Source organism: Streptococcus mitis (genome assembly GCF_905187535.1).
Taxonomy (GTDB): domain Bacteria; phylum Bacillota; class Bacilli; order Lactobacillales; family Streptococcaceae; genus Streptococcus; species Streptococcus mitis_BS.
In genome coordinates this window covers 78,530-101,815 of record NZ_CAJJIE010000059.1, presented here as the reverse complement: position 1 = coordinate 101,815, position 23,286 = coordinate 78,530, and the positions used below count along the sequence as shown (strand labels likewise).

23 protein-coding genes, 1 tRNA gene and 2 pseudogenes are annotated in these 23,286 nt (G+C 39.3%); 23 read left to right on the top strand and 3 right to left on the bottom strand.

The window, feature by feature from the left end; translation table 11 throughout:
• Positions 1-21: 21 nt before the first annotated feature.
• The 7 genes and pseudogenes from JQ841_RS06310 (at position 22) to JQ841_RS06280 (ending at position 3,013) form a co-directional block, all read left to right on the top strand.
• Positions 22-288 (top strand): chorismate mutase, encoded by a 267-nt coding sequence (locus JQ841_RS06310; RefSeq protein ID WP_203180440.1) that lies wholly within the window; start codon positions 22-24, stop codon positions 286-288.
• On the top strand, positions 285-659 hold the full coding sequence (crcB, locus tag JQ841_RS06305) for a fluoride efflux transporter CrcB (RefSeq protein ID WP_203180439.1): 375 nt from the start codon (positions 285-287) through the stop codon (positions 657-659). The genes JQ841_RS06310 and crcB (JQ841_RS06305) overlap by 4 nt, the downstream gene beginning before the upstream one ends.
• Positions 653-982 carry a fluoride efflux transporter CrcB gene (crcB, locus tag JQ841_RS06300; RefSeq protein WP_203180438.1) on the top strand — a complete coding sequence of 110 codons (330 nt, stop codon included), beginning with the start codon at positions 653-655 and terminating at the stop codon, positions 980-982. The genes crcB (JQ841_RS06305) and crcB (JQ841_RS06300) overlap by 7 nt, the downstream gene beginning before the upstream one ends.
• A gap of 118 nt (positions 983-1,100) precedes the next feature.
• Positions 1,101-1,448 (top strand): 50S ribosomal protein L19, encoded by a 348-nt coding sequence (rplS, locus tag JQ841_RS06295; protein WP_001068669.1) that lies wholly within the window; start codon positions 1,101-1,103, stop codon positions 1,446-1,448.
• 42 nt (positions 1,449-1,490) lie between these two features.
• A tRNA-Arg gene (locus tag JQ841_RS06290) sits at positions 1,491-1,562 on the top strand.
• A gap of 4 nt (positions 1,563-1,566) precedes the next feature.
• A pseudogene (locus JQ841_RS10335) lies at positions 1,567-1,787 on the top strand (type ISP restriction/modification enzyme); the annotation flags it as partial.
• A gap of 2 nt (positions 1,788-1,789) precedes the next feature.
• Positions 1,790-3,013 carry a hypothetical protein gene (locus JQ841_RS06280; protein ID WP_203180437.1) on the top strand — a complete coding sequence of 408 codons (1,224 nt, stop codon included), beginning with the start codon at positions 1,790-1,792 and terminating at the stop codon, positions 3,011-3,013.
• A 145-nt stretch (positions 3,014-3,158) separates the two neighbouring features.
• On the opposite strand, the gene yidA is transcribed toward JQ841_RS06280, so the two are convergent.
• Together yidA and JQ841_RS06270 are read right to left on the bottom strand one after the other, a co-directional pair.
• Positions 3,159-3,965 (bottom strand): sugar-phosphatase, encoded by an 807-nt coding sequence (gene yidA, locus JQ841_RS06275; RefSeq protein WP_203180436.1) that lies wholly within the window; start codon positions 3,963-3,965, stop codon positions 3,159-3,161.
• A 12-nt stretch (positions 3,966-3,977) separates the two neighbouring features.
• Complete coding sequence (locus JQ841_RS06270) at positions 3,978-5,282, bottom strand: HD domain-containing protein (protein ID WP_203180435.1); 1,305 nt, start codon at positions 5,280-5,282, stop codon at positions 3,978-3,980.
• A gap of 71 nt (positions 5,283-5,353) precedes the next feature.
• On the opposite strand from JQ841_RS06270, the gene JQ841_RS06265 reads away from it, so the two are divergent.
• The 3 genes from JQ841_RS06265 (at position 5,354) to ffh (ending at position 7,737) form a co-directional block, all read left to right on the top strand.
• Complete coding sequence (locus tag JQ841_RS06265) at positions 5,354-5,731, top strand: YwiB family protein (RefSeq protein ID WP_203180434.1); 378 nt, start codon at positions 5,354-5,356, stop codon at positions 5,729-5,731.
• 90 nt (positions 5,732-5,821) lie between these two features.
• Complete coding sequence (locus tag JQ841_RS06260; RefSeq protein WP_000402066.1) at positions 5,822-6,154, top strand: putative DNA-binding protein; 333 nt, start codon at positions 5,822-5,824, stop codon at positions 6,152-6,154.
• An 11-nt stretch (positions 6,155-6,165) separates the two neighbouring features.
• Complete coding sequence (ffh, locus tag JQ841_RS06255) at positions 6,166-7,737, top strand: signal recognition particle protein (protein WP_203180433.1); 1,572 nt, start codon at positions 6,166-6,168, stop codon at positions 7,735-7,737.
• A gap of 95 nt (positions 7,738-7,832) precedes the next feature.
• Here ffh and JQ841_RS06250 read toward each other — a convergent pair whose 3' ends face one another.
• On the bottom strand, positions 7,833-9,116 hold the full coding sequence (locus JQ841_RS06250) for a uracil-xanthine permease family protein (protein ID WP_203180432.1): 1,284 nt from the start codon (positions 9,114-9,116) through the stop codon (positions 7,833-7,835).
• 533 nt (positions 9,117-9,649) lie between these two features.
• Between JQ841_RS06250 and JQ841_RS06245 the strand changes: the two genes are divergently transcribed.
• The 13 genes and pseudogenes from JQ841_RS06245 (at position 9,650) to tet(M) (ending at position 23,269) form a co-directional block, all read left to right on the top strand.
• Entirely contained in the window at positions 9,650-9,964 is a 315-nt protein-coding gene (locus JQ841_RS06245; RefSeq protein ID WP_000420682.1) for a YdcP family protein, read from the top strand.
• A 15-nt stretch (positions 9,965-9,979) separates the two neighbouring features.
• Positions 9,980-10,366, top strand: a complete 387-nt coding sequence (locus JQ841_RS06240) for a YdcP family protein (RefSeq protein WP_000985015.1) — start codon at positions 9,980-9,982, stop codon at positions 10,364-10,366.
• A gap of 28 nt (positions 10,367-10,394) precedes the next feature.
• On the top strand, positions 10,395-11,780 hold the full coding sequence (locus tag JQ841_RS06235) for an FtsK/SpoIIIE domain-containing protein (protein ID WP_000813488.1): 1,386 nt from the start codon (positions 10,395-10,397) through the stop codon (positions 11,778-11,780).
• 177 nt (positions 11,781-11,957) lie between these two features.
• A complete protein-coding gene (gene mobT, locus JQ841_RS06225) occupies positions 11,958-13,163 on the top strand; it encodes a MobT family relaxase (protein ID WP_000398284.1) in 1,206 nt (401 codons plus the stop codon).
• 42 nt (positions 13,164-13,205) lie between these two features.
• Positions 13,206-13,427 (top strand): hypothetical protein, encoded by a 222-nt coding sequence (locus JQ841_RS06220; RefSeq protein WP_001009056.1) that lies wholly within the window; start codon positions 13,206-13,208, stop codon positions 13,425-13,427.
• A 116-nt stretch (positions 13,428-13,543) separates the two neighbouring features.
• Positions 13,544-14,041: an antirestriction protein ArdA gene (locus JQ841_RS06215; RefSeq protein ID WP_000342539.1), complete on the top strand. Its 498-nt coding sequence runs from the start codon at positions 13,544-13,546 to the stop codon at positions 14,039-14,041.
• An 88-nt stretch (positions 14,042-14,129) separates the two neighbouring features.
• On the top strand, positions 14,130-14,522 hold the full coding sequence (locus tag JQ841_RS06210; protein WP_000723888.1) for a conjugal transfer protein: 393 nt from the start codon (positions 14,130-14,132) through the stop codon (positions 14,520-14,522).
• The gene (gene tcpF / locus JQ841_RS06205; RefSeq protein WP_000331160.1) at positions 14,506-16,953 is read left to right on the top strand and encodes a conjugal transfer ATPase TcpF; all 2,448 of its coding nucleotides are present in this window, start codon (positions 14,506-14,508) and stop codon (positions 16,951-16,953) included. The genes JQ841_RS06210 and tcpF overlap by 17 nt, the downstream gene beginning before the upstream one ends.
• A 2-nt stretch (positions 16,954-16,955) precedes the next feature.
• Positions 16,956-19,043 (top strand): CD3337/EF1877 family mobilome membrane protein, encoded by a 2,088-nt coding sequence (locus tag JQ841_RS06200; protein ID WP_203180431.1) that lies wholly within the window; start codon positions 16,956-16,958, stop codon positions 19,041-19,043.
• Positions 19,040-20,041, top strand: coding sequence for a bifunctional lytic transglycosylase/C40 family peptidase (locus JQ841_RS06195; protein WP_000769868.1), 1,002 nt, complete (start codon positions 19,040-19,042; stop codon positions 20,039-20,041). Before JQ841_RS06200 ends, JQ841_RS06195 begins: the two co-directional genes overlap by 4 nt.
• A complete protein-coding gene (locus JQ841_RS06190; RefSeq protein WP_001224320.1) occupies positions 20,038-20,973 on the top strand; it encodes a conjugal transfer protein in 936 nt (311 codons plus the stop codon). The genes JQ841_RS06195 and JQ841_RS06190 overlap by 4 nt, the downstream gene beginning before the upstream one ends.
• A 313-nt stretch (positions 20,974-21,286) precedes the next feature.
• A pseudogene (locus JQ841_RS10275) lies at positions 21,287-21,334 on the top strand (hypothetical protein); the annotation flags it as partial.
• Positions 21,335-21,349: 15 nt separating this feature from the next.
• Positions 21,350-23,269, top strand: a complete 1,920-nt coding sequence (gene tet(M), locus JQ841_RS06180; protein ID WP_203180430.1) for a tetracycline resistance ribosomal protection protein Tet(M) — start codon at positions 21,350-21,352, stop codon at positions 23,267-23,269.
• Positions 23,270-23,286: the final 17 nt, after the last annotated feature.

Below are 23,286 nucleotides of genomic sequence, written 5' to 3'. Positions count from 1 at the left end.
TCAAATAAAGGAGGAGACACTATGGATTTAGATATTATTCGCCAAGAAATTGATCAAATCGACGATCAAATTGTCAAACTATTAGAAGAACGAATGCATTTGGTTGAGGGCGTTGTCGCTTATAAGAAGGCATCGGGTAAACCGATTTTAGATACCAAGAGAGAAGCGGTTATTTTTGAAAAGGTTAGGAGTCGTGTAGAAGAAAAGCGCTATCAGGAGACTATTGTTGCAACGTTTTCGGACATACTCAAACGTTCGCGTGATTATCAGGATCAAAACATCAAATGAAAAAAGAACAATTTTATCCGCTAGGGATTTTTCTAGCTTCCATGTTGGGTGGACTGGTTCGTTACCTGCTTTCCACTTGGTTACCAGCCAGTCCAGATTTTCCTTGGGGAACCCTTCTTGTCAACTATCTAGGCATTTTCTGCTTGGTTTATCTTGTTAAGGGTTATTTGGTCTATAAAGGGACTAGTAAGGGATTAGTTTTAGCACTGGGTACAGGTTTTTGCGGAGGTTTAACAACCTTTTCTAGTCTCATGCTTGATGCTGTGAAACTGCTGGATACAGGGCGTTATCTTAGTTTAGTTATGTATTTGCTTTTGAGTATTGGTGGAGGTCTACTCTGGGCTTATTTTCTAGGGAGGAAGAAATGGTAATCGTCTATCTTGCAATTGCTTGTGGTTTCGGAGCTTTAGTGCGCTATTTCTTTTCCCGCTATAATCAAGCTTCTAAATTACCACTCGGAACGCTCATAGCTAATCTTTTAGGTTGCTTTTTGATTGGATTATTCTACAATCATGTAGAATCCAAGGAAGTCTATGCTATTTTAGCGACGGGTTTTTGTGGAGGGTTAACAACCTTCTCTACCTTGAATGACGAACTACAAAGACTGATCACTGACAAGAAGATATTTTATTCTTACCTGACTTTGACTTATATAGGTGGTTTGGTTGCGATTTTTTTAGGAATTCTGCTATAAATTTCTTTACTTTTTTGTGGAAATTTGGTAGACTGTATCTTGTGTGTAATGGACGCACAAAAATACAGTTTATCCGCTGAGGAAGATTCCTCAAGATTGACAAAGATAGGAGAATAAAATGAATCCATTAATCCAAAGCTTGACTGAAGGTCAACTTCGTACAGATATCCCATCATTCCGTCCTGGTGACACTGTTCGTGTACACGCGAAAGTTGTCGAAGGTAACCGTGAACGTATCCAGATTTTTGAAGGTGTTGTTATTGCACGTAAAGGTGCTGGCATCTCAGAAAACTACACAGTTCGTAAAATCTCTAACGGTGTAGGTGTTGAGCGTATCTTCCCAATCCACACTCCACGTGTTGAAAAAATCGAAGTTGTTCGTTACGGTAAAGTACGTCGTGCGAAATTGTACTACTTGCGTGCTCTTCAAGGTAAAGCAGCTCGTATCAAAGAAATCCGTCGTTAATTCGACTAAAAAACTCTGCTTTTTCAGCAGAGTTTTTATCTAGCTCCCTTAGTTCAATGGATATAACAACTCCCTCCTAAGGAGTAGTTGCAGGTTCGATTCCTGCAGGGGGCATGTAAAGGCATATGAGTATGTTGTGAATGGACGATCAGCTATTGAATGTATTATCGGTCAGTATCAAGTTAAAACTGATAAAAAATCAGGAATTACGATGATCCAAATGACTATAGTGAGGATGAGAAATATATCTTCAATTTACTATTGAGAATTATCAATGTATCTGTACAAACGGTTGACTTAATTAATAGCTTACCTAAATTTGAGGTGGAGGGGTTTTAATTATGAATTTAAATGGAAGTGTTTCAGATTTATTTATATTTTTGATAAAGTTTACATTAATACTTACTGTTTTTTATTTCTATTTTAAAAATATAAATAGAAATAAATTGAGAAATCCTTATTTCAGAAGTATTGATAGAATTTTAAGCAAGTATTATTCAGGTTATTTTTTTAAGTTTTATGACTTGCAATACTATCCGGATTTAAAGTTTATTTATAGAAATTTGTTGTTTGAGTTTAACAATGAAGGAATATATCCTGAAACATTAGAATCATATATTAAAACTGAAATTAAAAAATCATCTTATATAAAAAAATCTTTAGCTCTAGTAATAGCTTTCTTTGGAGGTAAAGAATTAAATACTCTAATTACTAATTTTAATAGTATTAGCACTTATATTAATTTCGAAAGTATAGGTATTTTCAAAATTAATAACCTATCTTCCATTTTAGCTAATCCAGAAATTCGAAATATATTATTAGTATGTTTAGCAATCCTTATTTTCTTTTTATTTATATTCGCTGTTTTATTACTTGATAATACCTCTTTTATTAGAAAACATAGTTTAAATAAGCAAGGAAAACATATAATAGAAGATGTGATAGCTTACTATAAAAATCACGAAAATAAAGAAAATTTTAACTCGAACGATTTTGTATTCACAGATGAGTATATTTCTTTATTATATATTAGAATCATAAAGATTGAAAACATGTACATAATCAATTTCCCTAAGAAACTTATAGAAAAAAGAAGCAAGCATGAATGGAATATAGAAAATGTAAGAGGTAGACTTGATATTCCTAATGTACTTTTAAATAATCAGAAGTATACATTTATTTTTAAGAGAGAGTCAGAAAATTCTATTCCACGTTTAGATGATGTTAGATTTCAAAATGGTACTAGTGTAACAACAGTGGAACTAGAAAAGTTAAAAAAAATATTTGAAATACTATTTTTAGGCTCTGAAATTGAATATAATAAATTCACATCTGTCGAAAAAATGCTTTATAAATTCACGGTAAATAAAGAACACCCTAATATGTGGAGTAAAGTCATCAAATATTTAAAATACGTAATTTTAATAGTAGGAACTCTTCTTTTTCTATTTTTACTAATTATTGTAGGGATATTTATTTTTAGAGACTATTTCTTTTATACATTAGTTACCCTTTATTTACTTTTTAAACTAGCTCATTCAGTAGTGAAAAAATTATTTAGTTAATTTAAGTGATAAATTATTAGATGGTTTAGTTTAAAACCAACTCAATTTGTAAAATTGAGCAGACAGAAAAAGCTATCAGTTATTTTTAGGGTAAAGTGTATACGAAAACCGCTCAGCTGAGCGGTTTTCGTCTATTCATACCCTTTTACAGTACCCATGTACGGATGGCATGGGCAACGCCGGATTCATCGTTAGATTTAGTTATGTATTTGGCGATTTTTTTGATTTCTGGATTTCCATTTTCCATGACAACTGGATTGCCAACGACTTCCAGCATGGCACGGTCGTTTTCTTCGTCACCGATAGCCATGGTTTGATCTTTGGTCAATCCGAGTTTTTCAGCTAAGTGAGTAATGGCTGAACCCTTGTCCACATTCTTTTTAAGGAGTTCGAGGTAGAAAGGAGCAGACTTGTTGATGGAGTAGCGTTCGTAAAATTCCGCTGGTATCTTTTCAATTGCAGCATCGAGAATTTCTGGTTCATCGATAAACATACACTTGACGATTTCCTTGCCAGCCATTTCTTCAGGTGTGCGGTAAAAGATAGGCATGCTGACGAGGGTTGATTCGTGCACTGTGTATTTTCCGATATTGCGATTGGCAGTGTAGATACCGTCCTTGGTAATGGCATGCATGTGGACACCGAGCTTGCGGCTGAGGAATTCCATATCCAGATAATCCTCATAAGTCAAGGATTCACTGATAATCTCATGACCTGTAGCAGTTTCTTGGACAAGGGCACCATTGAAGGTCACGACATAGTCACCCTCGTCTCTCAACTGCAAGTCGTCCAGAAGTTTGGCAACACCTGCGATAGGGCGGCCAGTTGCAATCACGACTTTGACACCAGCTTCTTTGGCATCTTGGATGGCAGAAAAGACTTTAGGAGTGATTTCCTTTTGGCTATTGACTAGGGTTCCGTCGATATCAACGGCAATTAGTTTAATACTCATAAATTTCCTCTTCTAGTTTTTATTTGGGGTAAAATGATCGTTCTCAATCAAGTGTAAAAATTGCTGGGTGATGCTTGCGAAGATGCTGTTTTGATCCAACATTTCTTTTGGAAAATAGAAACGATTATCTCCGTGGCGACTGCCAGCAAGGGATTGGACGATAGGAGATAGGCTAGAGAGTTCGGCCAGTTCTCCATTTTTTTGTAGAATCTCAATCTGGGTCCGTGGATTTTCAGATTCGGGACGATAGATATCATAAGGGAGGTCGAAGTTCTTATGAATGGCAGTATAGTAGTCGGGATCAAAGCCGATGTCCTCAACTAATTTTCTCATGCTAGTGAGTTGGTCTTGGTCTTCTTGTGAAAAGGTAATGGATTTAAAGACCTTGCGATTGACAAAGCGTTGCGACAGATCTGCAAGTATCTTGTCAGGACTGGTCATCCAGAGCTGGAAGTAGGTATTCATGACACCATCATCTAGAGCCAGATAGTCAGTCAAGGTTACATTTTTTTCAAAGAAAGGCAGGAGGTGTGGAGATGTGCGTGCAAAGAAGTCCTTGTCTGCAGGATAGAGTTCCTTGGCGCGCTTGAGGAGATTCTGTAGGAGAACTTCCATGGCGCGTGTTGCTGGATGGAAATAAACCTGCATATACATTTGGTAACGACTGAGGACATAGTCTTCGATGGCATGCATGCCATTGCGCTGAAAGGCGATACCATTTTCGACAGGACGAATGACTCGGAGGATTCGAGTCAGGTCAAATTCTCCATAGGAAGCTCCTGTAAAATAAGAGTCGCGTAAGAGATAGTCCATACGGTCTGCATCAATCTGGCTGGAAATGAGCTGCACAACCTGCTTGTTAGGATAGGTATGATCAATAACACTGGCTACCTTTTCTGGAAAATCTGGCGCCACTTGTAGTAGGACTTGGTGAATCTCTGTCTCAGGACTTTGAATAATCTCCTGAGTAATCGCCTCATGGTCTGTATCAAAGAGATGTTCAAAAGTATGGGAGTAGGCACCGTGTCCTAAATCGTGTAAAAGAGCCGCAGTCATGGTTAAGAGAGACTCGGCAGGATTCCATTCCTCAGGATATTTTTCTTCAAAAATCTCTGTGATACGTCGTGCAATCTCATAGACTCCTAGACAGTGAGAGAAGCGACTATGCTCTCCACCATGGAAGGTATAACTGGAAGTTCCCAGTTGCTTAATGCGGCGCAAGCGTTGAAATTCTTTTGTATTAATCAAGTCATAGATGATATGATTATTGACATGGATGTAGTTGTGAACTGGGTCACGGAATACTTTTTCGTTCATATGACCATTATAGCAAAATCCTGCTCTTTTTGGTAAAATAGTAGGACAAGAGACAAGAAAGAGGACCTGATGTGAAGATTCGGATGAGAAATACGATTCAGTTTGATGAGCAGTTGGAAGTGATTGACCAACTCTATGATGTTGAAGTGCATGAGAAGGGAGATTATCGCTATTTGCTTTTCTACAATGAGGAAAAGGAAAAAGTAGTCATTAAATTTCATGGTCAAGAACTGGTGATGACCCGTTTTTCCAATCCGAAAACAATTATGCGTTTTCTAAAGGATAGTGATAGTTTGGCCTATATCCCCACACCTATGGGCATGCAGGAGTTTATTATCCAAACGAATCGTTATCAAGTGGATGGACAAAAGATTGAGCTAGCCTATCAACTACAAAATCAAGAGGGCCATCCCTTTGCCAGCTATCAATTGGAAATTACTTGGGGCTAGTCTCATGTCTTTTTCAAATTTAGCTAGCTATCTTCTTGGATTGGCTTCCTAGTGTGGTAGATTAGGCTAATTTTTGGTATAATAAAAGTTATGGAAATTGAAAAAACCAATCGTATGAATGCGCTCTTTGAATTTTATGCGGCGCTTTTGACAGATAAGCAAATGAATTATATCGAGCTATACTACGCTGATGATTACAGCCTTGCTGAGATTGCCGAGGAGTTTGGTGTCAGTCGTCAGGCTGTCTATGACAATATCAAGCGAACAGAAAAGATTCTGGAAGATTATGAGATGAAATTGCACATGTATTCGGACTACATTGTCCGTAGTCAAATTTTTGACCAGATTTTGGAGCGCTATCCCAAGGATGACTTTCTGCAGGAGCAGATAGAAATTTTAACAAGCATTGATAATAGAGAATAAGAGGAAGAAACATGGCATTTGAAAGTTTAACAGAACGTTTACAGAACGTCTTTAAAAATCTACGTAAAAAAGGAAAAATCTCTGAATCTGATGTCCAAGAGGCAACCAAAGAAATTCGCTTGGCCTTGCTTGAGGCCGACGTTGCCTTGCCTGTTGTAAAGGACTTTATCAAGAAAGTTCGTGAGCGTGCAGTCGGGCATGAGGTCATTGATACCCTTAATCCTGCGCAACAAATTATTAAAATCGTTGATGAGGAACTGACAGCTGTTTTAGGTTCTGATACAGCGGAGATTATCAAGTCACCTAAGATTCCAACCATCATCATGATGGTCGGTTTGCAGGGGGCTGGTAAAACAACTTTTGCAGGTAAACTTGCCAACAAACTCAAGAAGGAAGAAAATGCTCGTCCTTTGATGATTGCGGCGGATATCTATCGTCCAGCAGCCATTGATCAGCTTAAGACCTTGGGACAACAGATTGATGTGCCTGTCTTCGCTCTTGGGACAGAGGTTCCAGCTGTGGAGATTGTTCGTCAAGGTTTGGAACAAGCCCAAGCCAATCATAATGACTATGTCTTGATTGATACGGCAGGTCGTTTGCAGATTGATGAGCTTTTGATGAATGAACTTCGTGACGTGAAAGCACTAGCTCAACCAAATGAAATTCTGCTCGTCGTTGATGCCATGATTGGTCAAGAAGCGGCCAATGTTGCGCGTGAGTTTAATGCTCAGTTGGAAGTGACTGGGGTTATCCTTACCAAGATTGATGGAGATACTCGTGGTGGTGCGGCTCTATCTGTTCGTCACATTACCGGAAAACCAATCAAGTTCACTGGTACAGGTGAAAAGATTACGGACATTGAGACCTTCCACCCAGACCGCATGTCTAGCCGTATCCTTGGCATGGGGGATATGCTCACTCTGATTGAGAAAGCTTCTCAGGAATACGATGAGCAAAAAGCCCTTGAAATGGCTGAGAAGATGCGTGAAAACACCTTTGATTTCAATGATTTCATTGATCAGTTGGATCAGGTGCAAAACATGGGACCAATGGAAGACTTGCTCAAGATGATTCCAGGTATGGCTAACAATCCAGCCCTTCAAAACATGAAGGTGGATGAGCGTCAGATTGCGCGAAAACGTGCCATTGTGTCCTCCATGACACCTGAAGAACGTGAAAACCCAGATTTGTTAAATCCAAGCCGTCGCCGTCGTATCGCAGCTGGTTCTGGAAATACCTTTGTCGAAGTCAATAAATTTATCAAGGACTTTAACCAGGCTAAACAGCTCATGCAAGGTGTCATGTCTGCAGATATGAACAAAATGATGAAGCAAATGGGAATCAATCCAAACAACCTTCCTAAAAATATGCCAAATATGGGAGGAATGGATATGTCTGCCCTTGAAGGAATGATGGGACAAGGCGGTATGCCTGACCTGTCAGCTCTCGGAGGAGCAGGAATGCCAGATATGAGCCAAATGTTTGGTGGCGGACTCAAAGGTAAAATCGGTGAATTTGCTATGAAACAGTCCATGAAACGCATGGCGAATAAAATGAAGAAAGCAAAGAAGAAACGCAAGTAAGATAAGGGAAGGCCGCAGGGCTTTCCTTTTTTAGAAAGAAGAAAAATGAGCACTTCAGTAGTTGGAAATGCTCGTTTTTTGATGTATTTAGACTCTTAATCTTTATTTTCGTATGGTAAGATCAAGTTCAAGATGATTCCTGTCATAGCTGATAGGGCAGTTCCTGAAAGGGTAACTGGACCGAGTTTAAGGATAGCTCCCCCAAGTCCAAGGACCAACATAGCACTTGCGATGATGAGGTTACGCATTTGACTGAAATCCACACGTTCTTTGATCAAGACTTTCAAACCATTACTTGCGATAACTCCGTAGAGAAGGATTGACATACCACCAAGTACAGCATTTGGAATGGTTGAAATCAAGGCAGTGAATTTACCAAGGAAGCTAAGGGCAATCGCGATGAAGGCAGCGTTACGGATAACTGAGACAGAAGCGATACGAGTCATACCGATAACCCCTGTATTTTCTCCATAAGTTGTATTGGCTGGTCCACCAAGGAAGGCAGAAACTGAAGTTGCGATACCGTCACCAAGAAGAGTACGGTGAAGACCTGGTTCTTTCAAGAATTGACGGCCACAGATTTGACCCAAAACAGTATGGTCTCCGATATGTTCAGAAATTGTTACGATAGCGATTGGCAAGATAGCGATGGTTTCTGGGCCAAAGTAAAGATTGTATTCTTTAAAGGCACCACCTGTGCTAAATGGCAAGTAGAAACCAGGAATTTCAAACCAGTTAGCTTTAAGAACTGGTGTAAAGTCAACCAAGCCAAGGGTTAGTGCGAAGAGGTAACCACCGATAATGGCAAAGAGGAATGGAATGATTCGTAGGAAGCCTTTTCCTTTTGTATTGATAAAGGCAGCAATCAAGAACGTAACAACGGCTACAAGAGCATTTTTCCAATTTCCGTCTGCTACAAGACCTGCATTGGTAACAGCTGAACCTGCAAGTCCAAGACCGATAACGATGATCATAGGACCGATAATGATTGGTGGCAAGAGTTTATCAATCCATTTTGTTCCTACAAATCGGATGCTGGTAGCAACAAGGACATATACCAAACCAGTCAAGATAACCCCTGTTTGGGCAGCAGATACATCGCCACCCATTTCTTTCATAGCAAGTGACATAGCTGTGATAAAGGCAAATGAAGAACCTAGATAAACTGGAACTTTAAAACCAGTTGAAATCATGTAGATGAGTGTCCCAACACCTGAAGCAAAAAGGGCAACAGATACAGGCATTCCCAAAATCAATGGTACCAAGATGGTCGCACCAAACATAGCGAAAACGTGTTGGAAGCTAAGGAGAATTCCTTTTCCAGCCGAAGGACGTTGGTCAACGTCTAGTAACAAATCAACAGTTGATTCTTGTTTCATATAAACCTCACTTTTGGGCATCAAAAAAGAGCCCATTATTTTACAGCAATAGGCCCTCAGAGTAAGACTTCTTTAAAATCTAGACTTTAAAGAGTTTCAAATATTTCTGTGTCTTCGTCACCTCACGGGATGACATTAAAAACCTTTGCTTGTGATAGTATAGCAAAAATTACAAACTTTGTAAATATTTTTTTACTAAAAATAGCATAAAAATCTAGTTATCCGCATAAAAACTGGACTTATCACACTTTATCAAGGTCAAAACCACTCAATTTACTACTAATTTACTACTTATGAATGAGCTTTGATACGACGATTTATCCTTGAAAAGTGAAGATATAAAGATACTTCCAATAAAATTTGAATATTTAATAGGTAGACACTTCAAAAAATGAGGTGTCTATTTTTTTACCCGATTTTGAAAGGAAGTGAACTTATGAAAACAAAAAATCAAGAATCAAAAGGTCGTTCCCCACTCTTTAAGACCATCAAACATTCATTCAGCCAATAAAAAAGAAAGGATAGGTAAAAATATGGAACTTAAATTTGTGATTCCCAACATGGAAAAAACATTCGGCAATTTAGAATTTGCTGGCGAGGATAAAGTCGTTCAGCGAAGAATCAACGGACGGCTAACTGTCTTATCAAGAAGCTATAATCTCTATTCTGATGTTCAAAGAGCAGATGATATTGTGGTGGTGCTTCCTGCTGAAGCTGGCGAAAAACATTTCGGCTTTGAGGAACGTGTGAAGTTAGTCAATCCACGTATTACCGCAGAGGGCTACAAAATCGGCACTCGTGGTTTTACAAATTACCTTTTACATGCTGACGACATGATAAAAGAATAAAGAAAGAGAGGAAAAATGATGAGATTAGCAAATGGCATTGTATTAGATAAAGACACGACTTTTGGAGAATTGAAATTCTCTGCTCTACGTCGTGAAGTGAGAATCCAAAATGAAGACGGGTCGGTTTCAGATGAAATCAAGGAACGTACCTATGACTTAAAATCCAAAGGACAAGGACGCATGATTCAAGTAAGTATTCCTGCCAGCGTGCCTTTGAAAGAGTTTGATTATAACGCACGGGTGGAACTTATCAATCCCATTGCGGACACCGTTGCTACTGCCACCTATCAAGGAGCAGATGTTGACTGGTATATCAAGGCAGACGATATTGTGCTGACAAAGGATTCTAGTTCATTCAAAGCTCAACCACAAGCAAAGAAAGAACCGACACAAGACAAATAGTCGCTAGGTAGAAAGGAGACTTTTTCGCATGAAACAGCGTGGTAAAAGGATTCGCCCATCTGGTAAAGATTTAGTCTTTCATTTTACGATAGCGTCACTCCTGCCTGTTTTCCTGCTGGTTGTCGGACTGTTTCATGTGAAGACAATCCAGCAGATCAACTGGCAGGATTTTAACCTATCACAAGCAGATAAGATTGACATTCCCTATTTAATTATCAGTTTCAGTGTCGCAATTCTTATCTGCTTGCTGGTAGCGTTTGTATTCAAACGGGTTCGCTATGATACGGTTAAACAACTTTACCACCGTCAAAAACTGGCAAAGATGATACTTGAAAACAAGTGGTATGAATCTGAACAGGTCAAAACAGAGGGTTTCTTTAAAGATAGTGCTGGTCGTACAAAGGAAAAGATAACCTACTTCCCTAAAATGTATTATCGACTTAAAAATGGCTTGATACAGATACGGGTGGAAATCACGCTGGGAAAATATCAAGACCAACTCTTACACTTGGAAAAGAAATTAGAGAGTGGCTTGTACTGTGAGCTGACGGATAAAGAGTTAAAGGATTCCTATGTGGAATATACTTTGCTCTATGACACCATAGCCAGTCGTATTTCTATTGATGAAGTAGAAGCTAAAGATGGTAAACTTCGCTTAATGAAAAACGTATGGTGGGAATATGATAAGCTCCCTCATATGTTGATTGCTGGTGGTACAGGTGGCGGTAAAACTTACTTTATACTGACACTGATTGAAGCCTTGCTTCATACAGATTCAAAACTGTATATTCTTGACCCGAAAAATGCTGACCTTGCGGACTTAGGTTCTGTGATGGCAAATGTCTACTATAGAAAAGAAGACTTGCTTTCTTGCATTGAAACATTCTATGAAGAAATGATGAAACGTAGTGAGGAAATGAAGCAGATGAAGAACTATAAGACTGGCAAAAATTATGCTTACTTAGGTCTCCCGGCACACTTCTTAATCTTTGATGAATACGTCGCTTTCATGGAAATGCTGGGAACAAAAGAAAACACCGCAGTTATGAATAAGCTGAAACAGATTGTCATGTTAGGTCGTCAAGCTGGCTTCTTTCTAATACTGGCTTGTCAACGTCCAGACGCAAAATATTTAGGCGACGGAATCCGTGATCAGTTTAATTTCAGAGTGGCTTTAGGTCGTATGTCTGAAATGGGCTATGGCATGATGTTTGGCAGTGACGTACAAAAGGATTTCTTCTTAAAGCGAATCAAAGGTCGTGGCTATGTTGATGTAGGAACAAGTGTCATATCAGAGTTTTATACTCCCCTTGTACCAAAAGGATATGATTTCTTGGAGGAAATTAAAAAGTTATCCAACAGCAGACAGTCCACGCAGGCGACGTGCGAAGCGGAAGTCGCAGGTGTGGACTGATCTTGCTGGCTGGTGTGGCAATAGCCACGCCAGCACTTAACCCCCCGTATCTAACAGGGGGGTACAAATCGACAGGAAACAGTCAAAAAAACATTAGAAAATCCTTTGGTTACAAGGGATTTACAAAATTTCAGCGTATGTCAAATGGGCTTTAAAAGTTGACATACGCCTTTTTGATTGGAGGGATTTTTACTGAATGAACAAACTTGGTTACAGCATTTAAAAGAAAAACGCTTGGCTTATGGACTATCTCAAAACCGTTTAGCTGTTGCGACTGGTATTACAAGGCAGTATCTAAGCGATATTGAAACAGGAAAAGTCAAGCCATCAGAGGATTTACAGCAGTCCCTTTGGGAAGCTCTGGAACGCTTCAATCCCGACGCTCCCCTTGAAATGCTGTTTGATTATGTAAGGATTCGCTTTCCGACAACAGACGTACAGCAGGTGGTCGAAAACATCTTACAACTGAAACTGTCCTATTTTCTTCATGAGGACTATGGTTTCTATTCTTATTCAGAGCATTATGCTTTAGGCGACATATTCGTCCTTTGCTCCCATGAACTGGACAAAGGAGTTCTGGTGGAATTGAAAGGTCGTGGGTGCAGACAATTTGAAAGCTATCTTCTGGCACAACAAAGAAGCTGGTATGAGTTCTTTATGGACGTTTTGGTGGCTGGCGGTGTGATGAAACGCCTTGACCTTGCCATTAACGATAAGACAGGGATTTTGAATATCCCTGTACTCACTGAAAAGTGCCAACAGGAAGAATGTATCTCCGTCTTCCGCAGTTTTAAAAGCTATCGCAGTGGCGAACTGGTACGCAAAGAGGAAAAGGAATGTATGGGAAACACCCTCTATATCGGTTCATTACAAAGTGAAGTTTATTTCTGTATCTATGAAAAGGACTACGAGCAGTACAAGAAAAATGATATTCCCATTGAAGACGCAGAAGTAAAAAACCGTTTTGAGATTCGATTGAAAAATGAGCGTGCCTATTATGCAGTCCGTGATTTACTCGTCTATGACAATCCAGAGCATACCGCCTTTAAAATTATCAATCGGTATATCCGTTTTGTAGATAAAGACGATTCCAAACCTCGTTCTGATTGGAAACTGAATGAAGAATGGGCTTGGTTTATTGGGAACAATCGTGAACGATTAAAACTAACCACAAAACCAGAGCCTTACTCCTTCCAAAGGACGCTGAACTGGCTATCTCATCAAGTTGCCCCGACCTTAAAGGTTGCGATTAAACTTGATGAAATCAACCAGACGCAGGTTGTAAAAGACATTCTCGACCATGCGAAACTGACAGACCGACACAAGCAGATTTTGAAGCAACAGTCAGTAAAAGAACAGGACGTGATAACAACAAAAAAATAACTCAAATACAAATTCATTGAATATAGAGAGGAGAACATTTTTATGAATTTTGGACAAAACCTTTATAACTGGTTTCTATCAAACGCTCAATCACTGGTGCTTTTAGCAATCGTTGTGATTGGCTTGTATCTTGGCTTCAAGCGTGAGTTTAGCAAACTGATTGGCTTTTTAATTATTGCGATTATTGCGGTTGGCTTAGTCTTCAACGCTGCTGGAGTAAAAGACATTTTACTAGAGCTATTCAATCGCATTATTGGTGCTTAAATAAAACCGTTCTTTTGTGGAATATAAGTGGTTTTCTTATGTTCCGCAAAGGAATGGTACACCAAACGAAGTGCGGTAGGGATTTTTGAATCTCTACAAAGAAAGGACGTGAATATATGGACGATATGCAAGTCTATATTGCGAATTTAGGCAAATACAATGAGGGCGAATTGGTCGGTGCGTGGTTTACCTTTCCCATTGACTTTGAGGAAGTCAAAGAGAAAATCGGCTTGAATGATGAATATGAGGAATACGCCATTCATGACTACGAGTTACCCTTTACGGTTGACGAATACACTTCCATTGGCGAACTCAATCGACTATGGGAAATGGTATCGGAATTACCCGAAGAATTACAATCGGAGCTATCTGCTCTGCTCACTCATTTTTCAAGCATTGAAGAACTAAGCGAACATCAAGAGGATATTATCATTCATTCCGATTGTGATGATATGTATGACGTGGCACGCTACTACATTGAAGAAACGGGTGCTTTAGGCGAAGTACCAGCTAGTCTTCAAAACTATATTGATTATCAAGCCTATGGTCGGGATTTAGACCTTTCAGGAACGTTTATCTCAACCAATCATGGGATTTTTGAAATCGTCTATTAAATCTGTCGGTACATTACTACTGGCAGATTTTCTATTTTACGGGGTGGCTCAATCAGCTACCCCTATTTTTTATGAAAGGATTGATTACATGAAGAAAATACGAAGCTATACCAGTATCTGGTCTGTGGAAAAGGTACTGTATTCTATCAATGATTTTAGACTTCCGTTTCCCATAACCTTTACGCAAATGACATGGTTTGTCGTGTCACTCTTTGCAGTGATGATACTTGGCAACTTGCCCCCTCTTTCCATGATAGAGGGAGCATTTCTCAAATACTTTGGGATTCCTGTGGCTTTCACATGGTTTATGTCTACAAAAACTTTTGATGGTAAAAAGCCTTATGGATTTTTGAAGTCTGTCATTGCTTATGCACTGCGACCAAAGCTGACCTATGCAGGAAAAAAAGTAACGCTTGGCAGAAACCAGCCACAAGAAGCCATTACAGCAGTTAGGAGTGAATTTTATGGCATATCCAATTAAATACATTGAAAACAATCTCGTCTGGAATAAAGACGGGGAATGTTATGCTTACTATGAGCTTGTTCCTTACAATTACTCATTTCTAAGTCCAGAACAGAAAATACAAGTGCATGATTCTTTCAGACAGCTTATCGCACAAAATCGTGATGGCAAAATTCATGCTTTACAAATCAGTACAGAATCCAGCATACGTTCTGCACAAGAGCGTTCCAAAAATGAAGTCACTGGCAAGCTCAAAGCGGTTGCCTATGACAAAATCGACCAACAGACAGACGCTTTAATATCCATGATTGGCGAAAATCAAGTGAACTACCGTTTCTTTATCGGCTTTAAGTTGCTTCTCAACGATCAGGAGTTTTCTATGAAAAGTCTTACCGTTGAAGCAAAAAATGCTTTGTCTGATTTTGTCTATGATGTGAACCATAAGCTGATGGGCGATTTTGTTAGTATGAGTAATGATGAAATCCTGCGTTTTCAGAAGATGGAAAAGCTCTTAGAAAATAAAATCTCTCGTCGTTTCAAAATCCGCAGGTTAGATAAGGACGACTTCGGCTATCTGATTGAACACCTTTACGGACAGACAGGCACTGCCTATGAAGAGTATGAGTACCATCTATCAAAGAAAAAGCTGGATAATGAAACGCTGATTAAATACTATGACTTGATTAAGCCTACTCGCTGTTTGGTGGAAGAAAAACAGCGATATTTGAAAATCCAGCAGGAAGATGAAACCGTCTATGTAGCTTACTTTACCATTAACAGCATTGTCGGAGAACTGGACTTCCCGTCCTCTGAAATCTTCTACTACCAGCAACAGCAATTTACATTCCCGATTGATACGTCAATGAATGTGGAAATTGTAGCGAATCGTAAAGCCCTATCTACTGTCCGCAATAAAAAGAAAGAACTGAAAGACTTGGATAACCACGCTTGGCAAAGTGATAATGAAACCAGCTCCAATGTGGCGGAAGCTCTGGAAAGTGTGAATGAGCTGGAAACCAATTTAGACCAAAGCAAGGAATCTATGTACAAGCTGTCTTATGTGGTAAGGGTATCAGCAAATGATCTTGACGAACTCAAACGTCGTTGTAATGAAGTGAAAGATTTTTATGACGATTTAAGCGTAAAACTGGTACGACCATTTGGGGATATGCTCGGCTTACATGAAGAATTTTTACCTGCCAGCAAGCGTTATATGAATGATTATATTCAATACGTGACCTCTGATTTCCTCGCTGGTTTAGGTTTTGGTGCTACTCAAATGCTGGGGGAAAATGAGGGGATTTATGTTGGCTACAGCTTAGATACTGGACGCAATGTCTATCTGAAACCTGCTCTTGCCAGTCAAGGGGTTAAGGGTTCAGTAACCAATGCGTTAGCGTCGGCTTTTGTTGGTTCGCTGGGTGGTGGTAAATCCTTTGCGAATAACCTTATCGTCTATTATGCGGTGCTTTATGGGGCACAAGCAGTGATTGTAGACCCAAAAGCAGAACGTGGCAGATGGAAAGAAACCTTGCCAGAGATTTCCCATGAAATCAATATCGTCACTCTGACTTCTGATGAGAAAAACAAAGGCTTACTTGACCCTTATGTGATTATGAAAAATCCCAAAGATTCTGAATCACTGGCTATTGATATTCTGACATTCCTTACGGGGATTTCCTCTCGTGATGGGGAACGCTTCCCAATCCTTAGAAAAGCCATTCGTGCAGTAACCAATAGTGAAGTACGAGGGTTGATGAAAGTGATTGAGGAATTACGGGTTGAGAATACGCCACTAAGTACCAGTATAGCCGACCATATCGAAAGTTTTACAGACTATGACTTTGCACATTTATTATTCAGTAATGGTTATGTGGAGCAGTCTATCAGCTTAGAAAAACAACTGAACATTATACAGGTTGCGGACTTGGTACTTCCCGACAAGGAAACTTCCTTTGAGGAATATACCACTATGGAGCTTTTATCCGTTGCTATGCTGATTGTCATTAGTACCTTTGCTTTAGACTTTATCCATACAGACCGAAGCATTTTCAAGATTGTAGATTTAGACGAAGCATGGAGCTTTTTACAGGTAGCACAAGGAAAAACACTATCTATGAAGCTGGTTCGGGCTGGTCGTGCTATGAACGCTGGGGTATATTTCGTGACCCAAAATACAGACGACCTCTTAGATGAAAAACTGAAAAATAACCTCGGCTTAAAATTTGCATTTCGTTCCACTGACCTTAACGAGATTAAAAAGACCTTAGCCTTTTTTGGTGTAGACCCAGAGGACGAAAACAATCAGAAGCGATTGCGTGATTTGGAAAACGGGCAATGCCTTATCAGTGATTTATATGGTCGTGTCGGTGTGATACAGTTCCACCCTGTATTTGAAGAACTGCTCCATGCCTTTGATACCAGACCACCTGTGCGAAAAGAGGTGTAAATGTGAAACCATCAATAGTAAACAGAATAAAATCAAACTGGACGCTGAAACGTCTAGGTAAAGTGGCAATGACAGTGGCTTTCACACTTGTGATTGCCATTTTTCTTTTAGCCATGCTGGGAACGGTGGTTCAAGCTGCGGGCTTGGTAGATGATACGGTCAATGTGGCAAATGAATACAGCCGATACCCACTTGAAAACTATCAACTGGATTTTTATGTGGATAATAGCTGGGGCTGGCTTCCGTGGAACTGGTCGGACGGGATTGGAAAACAGGTCATGTATGGACTATATGCCATTACCAATTTTATTTGGACAATCAGTTTGTATGTTTCCAATGCGACAGGTTACTTAGTACAGGAAGCCTATTCCTTAGACTTCATTTCCGCTACAGCAGATTCCATTGGTAAGAATATGCAGACCTTAGCTGGTGTGAGTGCAAACGGATTTTCAACAGAGGGTTTCTATGTTGGATTCCTCTTACTCTTGATTTTGGTTCTTGGGGTTTATGTTGCCTATACGGGACTGATAAAGAGAGAAACCACAAAGGCAATTCATGCCATTATGAATTTTGTGCTGGTGTTTATCCTATCGGCTTCCTTTATTGCCTACGCTCCCGACTACATTAAAAAAATCAATGACTTTTCATCAGACATCAGTAATGCCAGTTTATCACTTGGCACGAAGATTGTCATGCCCCATTCCGATAGTCAAGGCAAGGACAGCGTGGACTTAATCAGAGATAGCCTGCTCTCCACCAGCCCAGATTCCAACAATGGCGAAGACAGAGAAAAAATTGTTGCGGAAGAAATTGAAGACAGAAGCAATACCAATCTAACCATTACAAAGACCATTAACCGTTTAGGTACAGTCTTCTTCCTATTTGTCTTCAATATTGGGATTTCCATATTTGTATTCCTATTAACAGGAATCATGATTTTCTCGCAGGTACTTTTTATCATCTATGCTATGTTTCTGCCTGTGAGCTTTATTTTAAGCATGATTCCATCATTTGATGGTATGTCAAAACGAGCCATAACAAAGCTCTTTAATACCATTTTGACACGAGCTGGAATCACATTGATTATTACGACAGCATTTAGTATTTCAACCATGCTCTATACCTTATCGGCTGGTTATCCGTTCTTTTTGATTGCTTTTCTACAGATTGTGACCTTTGCAGGAATCTACTTCAAGCTGGGCGATTTAATGAGTATGTTTTCTCTACAGAGTAACGATTCTCAAAGTGTGGGAAGTCGTGTGATGAGAAAACCTCGTATGCTTATGCACGCTCACATGCACCGTCTACAGCGGAAACTTGGACGTTCCATGACTACTCTAGGGGCTGGGTCTGCCATTGTTACAGGTAAAAAAGGACAGTCGGGTTCGGGGAGTTCTGCAAGGACACAAGCAGATCACTCCCGACCAGACGGAAAGGAAAAATCAACACTTGGAAAACGTATCGGTCAAACCATCGGTACAGTAGCTGATACCAAAGACAGAATGGTAGACACTGCTAGTGGTTTGAAAGAACAGGTTAAAGATTTGCCGACCAATGCAAGATATGCAGTATATCAAGGAAAATCCAAAGTAAAAGAGAATGTCCGTGATTTAACCAGTAGTATTTCTCAAACCAAAGCGGACAGAGCCAGTGGACGCAAGGAACAGCAGGAACAAAGGCGAAAAACCATTGCGAAGCGTCGCTCTGAAATGGAACAGGTCAAACAGAAAAAACAGCCTGCTTCTTCTGTTCATGAAAGACCGACTACAAGACAAGAACAATATCATGATGAACAGACCTCAAAACAGTCTAATATTCAGACTTCATATAAGGAATCTCAACAAGCCAAACAAGAGCGTCCAGCAGTTAAGACCGATTTTTCAAGTCCAAAAGTGGAACGCCAAGGCAATACCGTTCAAGAAAAAACCGTTCAAAAGCCAGCAACTTCAACCACTACAGCAGATAGAACTTCACAACGTCCAATCACAAAAGAACGTCCGTCTACTGTTCAAAGAGTACCACTACAAAATACAAGAAGTAGACCACCAATCAAAACCGCCACCATTAAGAAAGTCGGTAAGAAACCATGAAGTTGAAAACTTTAGTGATTGGTGGTTCTGGATTATTCTTGATGGTCTTCTCACTGCTTCTGTTTGTTGCCATTTTATTTTCAGATGAACAGGACAGCGGAATTTCCAATATTCATTATGGAGGTGTGAATGTTTCCGCAGAAGTGCTGGCTCATAAGCCTATGGTAGAAAAATATGCCAAAGAATATGGCGTTGAAGAATATGTCAACATACTTCTTGCGATTATACAGGTGGAATCGGGCGGTACTGCGGAAGATGTTATGCAGTCCTCGGAATCCCTCGGTCTTCCACCTAATTCATTGAGTACAGAAGAATCCATTAAGCAAGGTGTGAAGTATTTCAGTGAATTATTAGCCAGTAGCGAAAGGCTCAGTGTAGATTTAGAATCGGTTATCCAGTCCTACAATTATGGTGGTGGTTTCTTAGGGTATGTGGCTAATCGTGGAAATAAATATACCTTTGAACTGGCTCAAAGTTTCTCAAAAGAGTATTCAGGTGGCGAAAAAGTGTCTTACCCCAATCCCATAGCCATACCTATCAATGGGGGCTGGCGATACAACTATGGCAATATGTTTTATGTGCAACTGGTAACGCAGTATCTTGTCACAACAGAGTTTGATGATGATACGGTACAAGCCATCATGGACGAAGCACTGAAATATGAGGGCTGGCGATACGTTTACGGTGGAGCTTCCCCGACTACTTCTTTTGATTGTAGCGGACTGACACAATGGACGTATGGAAAAGCTGGAATTAACTTACCACGAACCGCACAACAGCAATATGATGTGACCCAGCATATCCCACTATCGGAAGCACAAGCTGGCGATTTGGTTTTCTTTCATTCTACCTATAACGCTGGCTCTTATATTACTCATGTTGGGATATACCTTGGCAATAACCGTATGTTTCATGCAGGCGACCCAATCGGTTATGCCGACTTAACAAGCCCCTACTGGCAACAGCATTTAGTGGGAGCAGGACGAATCAAACAATGAGAAAGGAAGATTTAATGATGAAATTTAGAAAAAATCAGAATAAAGAAAAACAGATACCAAAGGAAAAGAAACCTCGTGTCTACTATAAGGTCAATCCTCATAAAAAGGTTGTGATTGCCTTGTGGGTACTTTTAGGGCTTAGTTTCAGCTTTGCGATATTCAAGCACTTTACAGCTATAGATACTCATACTATTCACGAAACAACTATCATAGAAAAGGAATACGTTGATACTCATCATGTAGAAAATTTTGTAGAGAACTTTGCGAAAGTCTACTATTCATGGGAGCAATCCGATAAGTCCATTGATAATCGAATGGAAAGTCTAAAAGGCTATCTGACAGATGAACTTCAAGCTCTCAATGTTGATACAGTACGCAAAGATATTCCTGTATCGTCTTCTGTAAGAGGATTTCAGATATGGACGGTAGAGCCAACTGGCGACAATGAGTTTAATGTAACCTACAGTGTAGACCAGCTCATTACAGAGGGAGAAAATACAAAGACCGTCCACTCTGCTTATATAGTGAGTGTCTATGTAGATGGTTCTGGAAATATGGTACTGGTTAAGAATCCGACCATTACCAACATACCTAAGAAATCAAGTTATAAACCAAAAGCCATTGAAAGTGAGGGGACGGTTGATTCCATTACAACCAATGAAATCAATGAGTTTTTAACGACGTTCTTCAAGCTCTATCCTACAGCGACAGCCAGTGAACTTTCCTACTATGTGAATGACGGGATATTAAAACCAATCGGAAAAGAGTACATCTTTCAAGAACTGGTAAATCCTATTCACAATCGTAAGGATAATCAAGTCACGGTATCGCTGACAGTGGAGTATATCGACCAGCAGACCAAAGCAACGCAGGTATCTCAATTTGATTTGGTACTTGAAAAGAACGGGAGTAATTGGAAGATTATAGAATAACAAATATTGGTACATTATTACAGCTATTTTGTAATCACGTACTCTCTTTGATAAAAAATTGGAGATTCCTTGACAAATATGCTCTTACGTGCTATTATTTAAGTATCTATTTAAAAGGAGTTAATAAATATGCGGCAAGGTATTCTTAAATAAACTGTCAATTTGATAGTGGGAACAAATAATTGGATGTCCTTTTTTAGGAGGGCTTAGTTTTTTGTACCCAGTTTAAGAATACCTTTATCATGTGATTCTAAAGTATCCGGAGAATATCTGTATGCTTTGTATGCCTATGGTTATGCATAAAAATCCCAGTGATAAGAGTATTTATCACTGGGATTTTTATGCCCTTTTGGGCTTTTGAATGGAGGAAAATCACATGAAAATTATTAATATTGGAGTTTTAGCTCATGTTGATGCGGGAAAAACTACCTTAACAGAAAGCTTATTATATAACAGTGGAGCGATTACAGAATTAGGAAGCGTGGACAGAGGTACAACGAAAACGGATAATACGCTTTTAGAACGTCAGAGAGGAATTACAATTCAGACGGCGATAACCTCTTTTCAGTGGAAAAATACGAAGGTGAACATCATAGACACGCCAGGACATATGGATTTTTTAGCAGAAGTATATCGTTCATTATCAGTTTTAGATGGGGCAATTCTACTGATTTCTGCAAAAGATGGCGTACAAGCACAAACTCGTATATTATTTCATGCACTTAGGAAAATGGGGATTCCCACAATCTTTTTTATCAATAAGATTGACCAAAATGGAATTGATTTATCAACGGTTTATCAGGATATTAAAGAGAAACTTTCTGCCGAAATTGTAATCAAACAGAAGGTAGAACTGTATCCTAATATGTGTGTGACGAACTTTACCGAATCTGAACAATGGGATACGGTAATAGAGGGAAACGATGACCTTTTAGAGAAATATATGTCCGGTAAATCATTAGAAGCATTGGAACTCGAACAAGAGGAAAGCATAAGATTTCAGAATTGTTCTCTGTTCCCTCTTTATCATGGAAGTGCAAAAAGTAATATAGGGATTGATAACCTTATAGAAGTTATTACTAATAAATTTTATTCATCAACACATCGAGGTCCGTCTGAACTTTGCGGAAATGTTTTCAAAATTGAATATACAAAAAAAAGACAACGTCTTGCATATATACGCCTTTATAGTGGAGTACTACATTTACGAGATTCGGTTAGAGTATCAGAAAAAGAAAAAATAAAAGTTACAGAAATGTATACTTCAATAAATGGTGAATTATGTAAGATTGATAGAGCTTATTCTGGAGAAATTGTTATTTTGCAAAATGAGTTTTTGAAGTTAAATAGTGTTCTTGGAGATACAAAACTATTGCCACAGAGAAAAAAGATTGAAAATCCGCACCCTCTACTACAAACAACTGTTGAACCGAGTAAACCTGAACAGAGAGAAATGTTGCTTGATGCCCTTTTGGAAATCTCAGATAGTGATCCGCTTCTACGATATTACGTGGATTCTACGACACATGAAATTATACTTTCTTTCTTAGGGAAAGTACAAATGGAAGTGATTAGTGCACTGTTGCAAGAAAAGTATCATGTGGAGATAGAAATAAAAGAGCCTACAGTCATTTATATGGAAAGACCGTTAAAAAAAGCAGAGTATACCATTCACATCGAAGTTCCACCGAATCCTTTCTGGGCTTCCATTGGTTTATCTGTATCACCGCTTCCGTTGGGAAGTGGAATGCAGTATGAGAGCTCGGTTTCTCTTGGATACTTAAATCAATCATTTCAAAATGCAGTTATGGAAGGGATACGCTATGGCTGTGAACAAGGATTGTATGGTTGGAATGTGACGGACTGTAAAATCTGTTTTAAGTATGGCTTATACTATAGCCCTGTTAGTACCCCAGCAGATTTTCGGATGCTTGCTCCTATTGTATTGGAACAAGTCTTAAAAAAAGCTGGAACAGAATTGTTAGAGCCATATCTTAGTTTTAAAATTTATGCGCCACAGGAATATCTTTCACGAGCATACACCGATGCTCCTAAATATTGTGCGAACATCGTAGACACTCAATTGAAAAATAATGAGGTCATTCTTAGTGGAGAAATCCCTGCTCGGTGTATTCAAGAATATCGTAGTGATTTAACTTTCTTTACAAATGGACGTAGTGTTTGTTTAACAGAGTTAAAAGGGTACCATGTTACTACCGGTGAACCTGTTTGCCAGCCCCGTCGTCCAAATAGTCGGATAGATAAAGTACGATATATGTTCAATAAAATAACTTAGTGTATTTTATGTTGTTA

Bases quoted from the DNA above. Each gene is read 5' to 3' on its own strand.
- JQ841_RS06310 (WP_203180440.1), top strand. From the start codon at position 22: ATGGATTTAGATATTATTCGCCAAGAAATTGATCAAATCGACGATCAA.
- crcB (WP_203180439.1), top strand. From the start codon at position 285: ATGAAAAAAGAACAATTTTATCCGCTAGGGATTTTTCTAGCTTCCATG.
- crcB (WP_203180438.1), top strand. From the start codon at position 653: ATGGTAATCGTCTATCTTGCAATTGCTTGTGGTTTCGGAGCTTTAGTG.
- rplS (WP_001068669.1), top strand. From the start codon at position 1,101: ATGAATCCATTAATCCAAAGCTTGACTGAAGGTCAACTTCGTACAGAT.
- JQ841_RS06280 (WP_203180437.1), top strand. From the start codon at position 1,790: ATGAATTTAAATGGAAGTGTTTCAGATTTATTTATATTTTTGATAAAG.
- yidA (WP_203180436.1), bottom strand. From the start codon at position 3,965: ATGAGTATTAAACTAATTGCCGTTGATATCGACGGAACCCTAGTCAAT.
- JQ841_RS06270 (WP_203180435.1), bottom strand. From the start codon at position 5,282: ATGAACGAAAAAGTATTCCGTGACCCAGTTCACAACTACATCCATGTC.
- JQ841_RS06260 (WP_000402066.1), top strand. From the start codon at position 5,822: ATGGAAATTGAAAAAACCAATCGTATGAATGCGCTCTTTGAATTTTAT.
- ffh (WP_203180433.1), top strand. From the start codon at position 6,166: ATGGCATTTGAAAGTTTAACAGAACGTTTACAGAACGTCTTTAAAAAT.
- JQ841_RS06250 (WP_203180432.1), bottom strand. From the start codon at position 9,116: ATGAAACAAGAATCAACTGTTGATTTGTTACTAGACGTTGACCAACGT.
- JQ841_RS06245 (WP_000420682.1), top strand. From the start codon at position 9,650: ATGGAACTTAAATTTGTGATTCCCAACATGGAAAAAACATTCGGCAAT.
- JQ841_RS06240 (WP_000985015.1), top strand. From the start codon at position 9,980: ATGATGAGATTAGCAAATGGCATTGTATTAGATAAAGACACGACTTTT.
- JQ841_RS06235 (WP_000813488.1), top strand. From the start codon at position 10,395: ATGAAACAGCGTGGTAAAAGGATTCGCCCATCTGGTAAAGATTTAGTC.
- JQ841_RS06220 (WP_001009056.1), top strand. From the start codon at position 13,206: ATGAATTTTGGACAAAACCTTTATAACTGGTTTCTATCAAACGCTCAA.
- JQ841_RS06215 (WP_000342539.1), top strand. From the start codon at position 13,544: ATGGACGATATGCAAGTCTATATTGCGAATTTAGGCAAATACAATGAG.
- JQ841_RS06210 (WP_000723888.1), top strand. From the start codon at position 14,130: ATGAAGAAAATACGAAGCTATACCAGTATCTGGTCTGTGGAAAAGGTA.
- tcpF (WP_000331160.1), top strand. From the start codon at position 14,506: ATGGCATATCCAATTAAATACATTGAAAACAATCTCGTCTGGAATAAA.
- JQ841_RS06195 (WP_000769868.1), top strand. From the start codon at position 19,040: ATGAAGTTGAAAACTTTAGTGATTGGTGGTTCTGGATTATTCTTGATG.
- JQ841_RS06190 (WP_001224320.1), top strand. From the start codon at position 20,038: ATGAGAAAGGAAGATTTAATGATGAAATTTAGAAAAAATCAGAATAAA.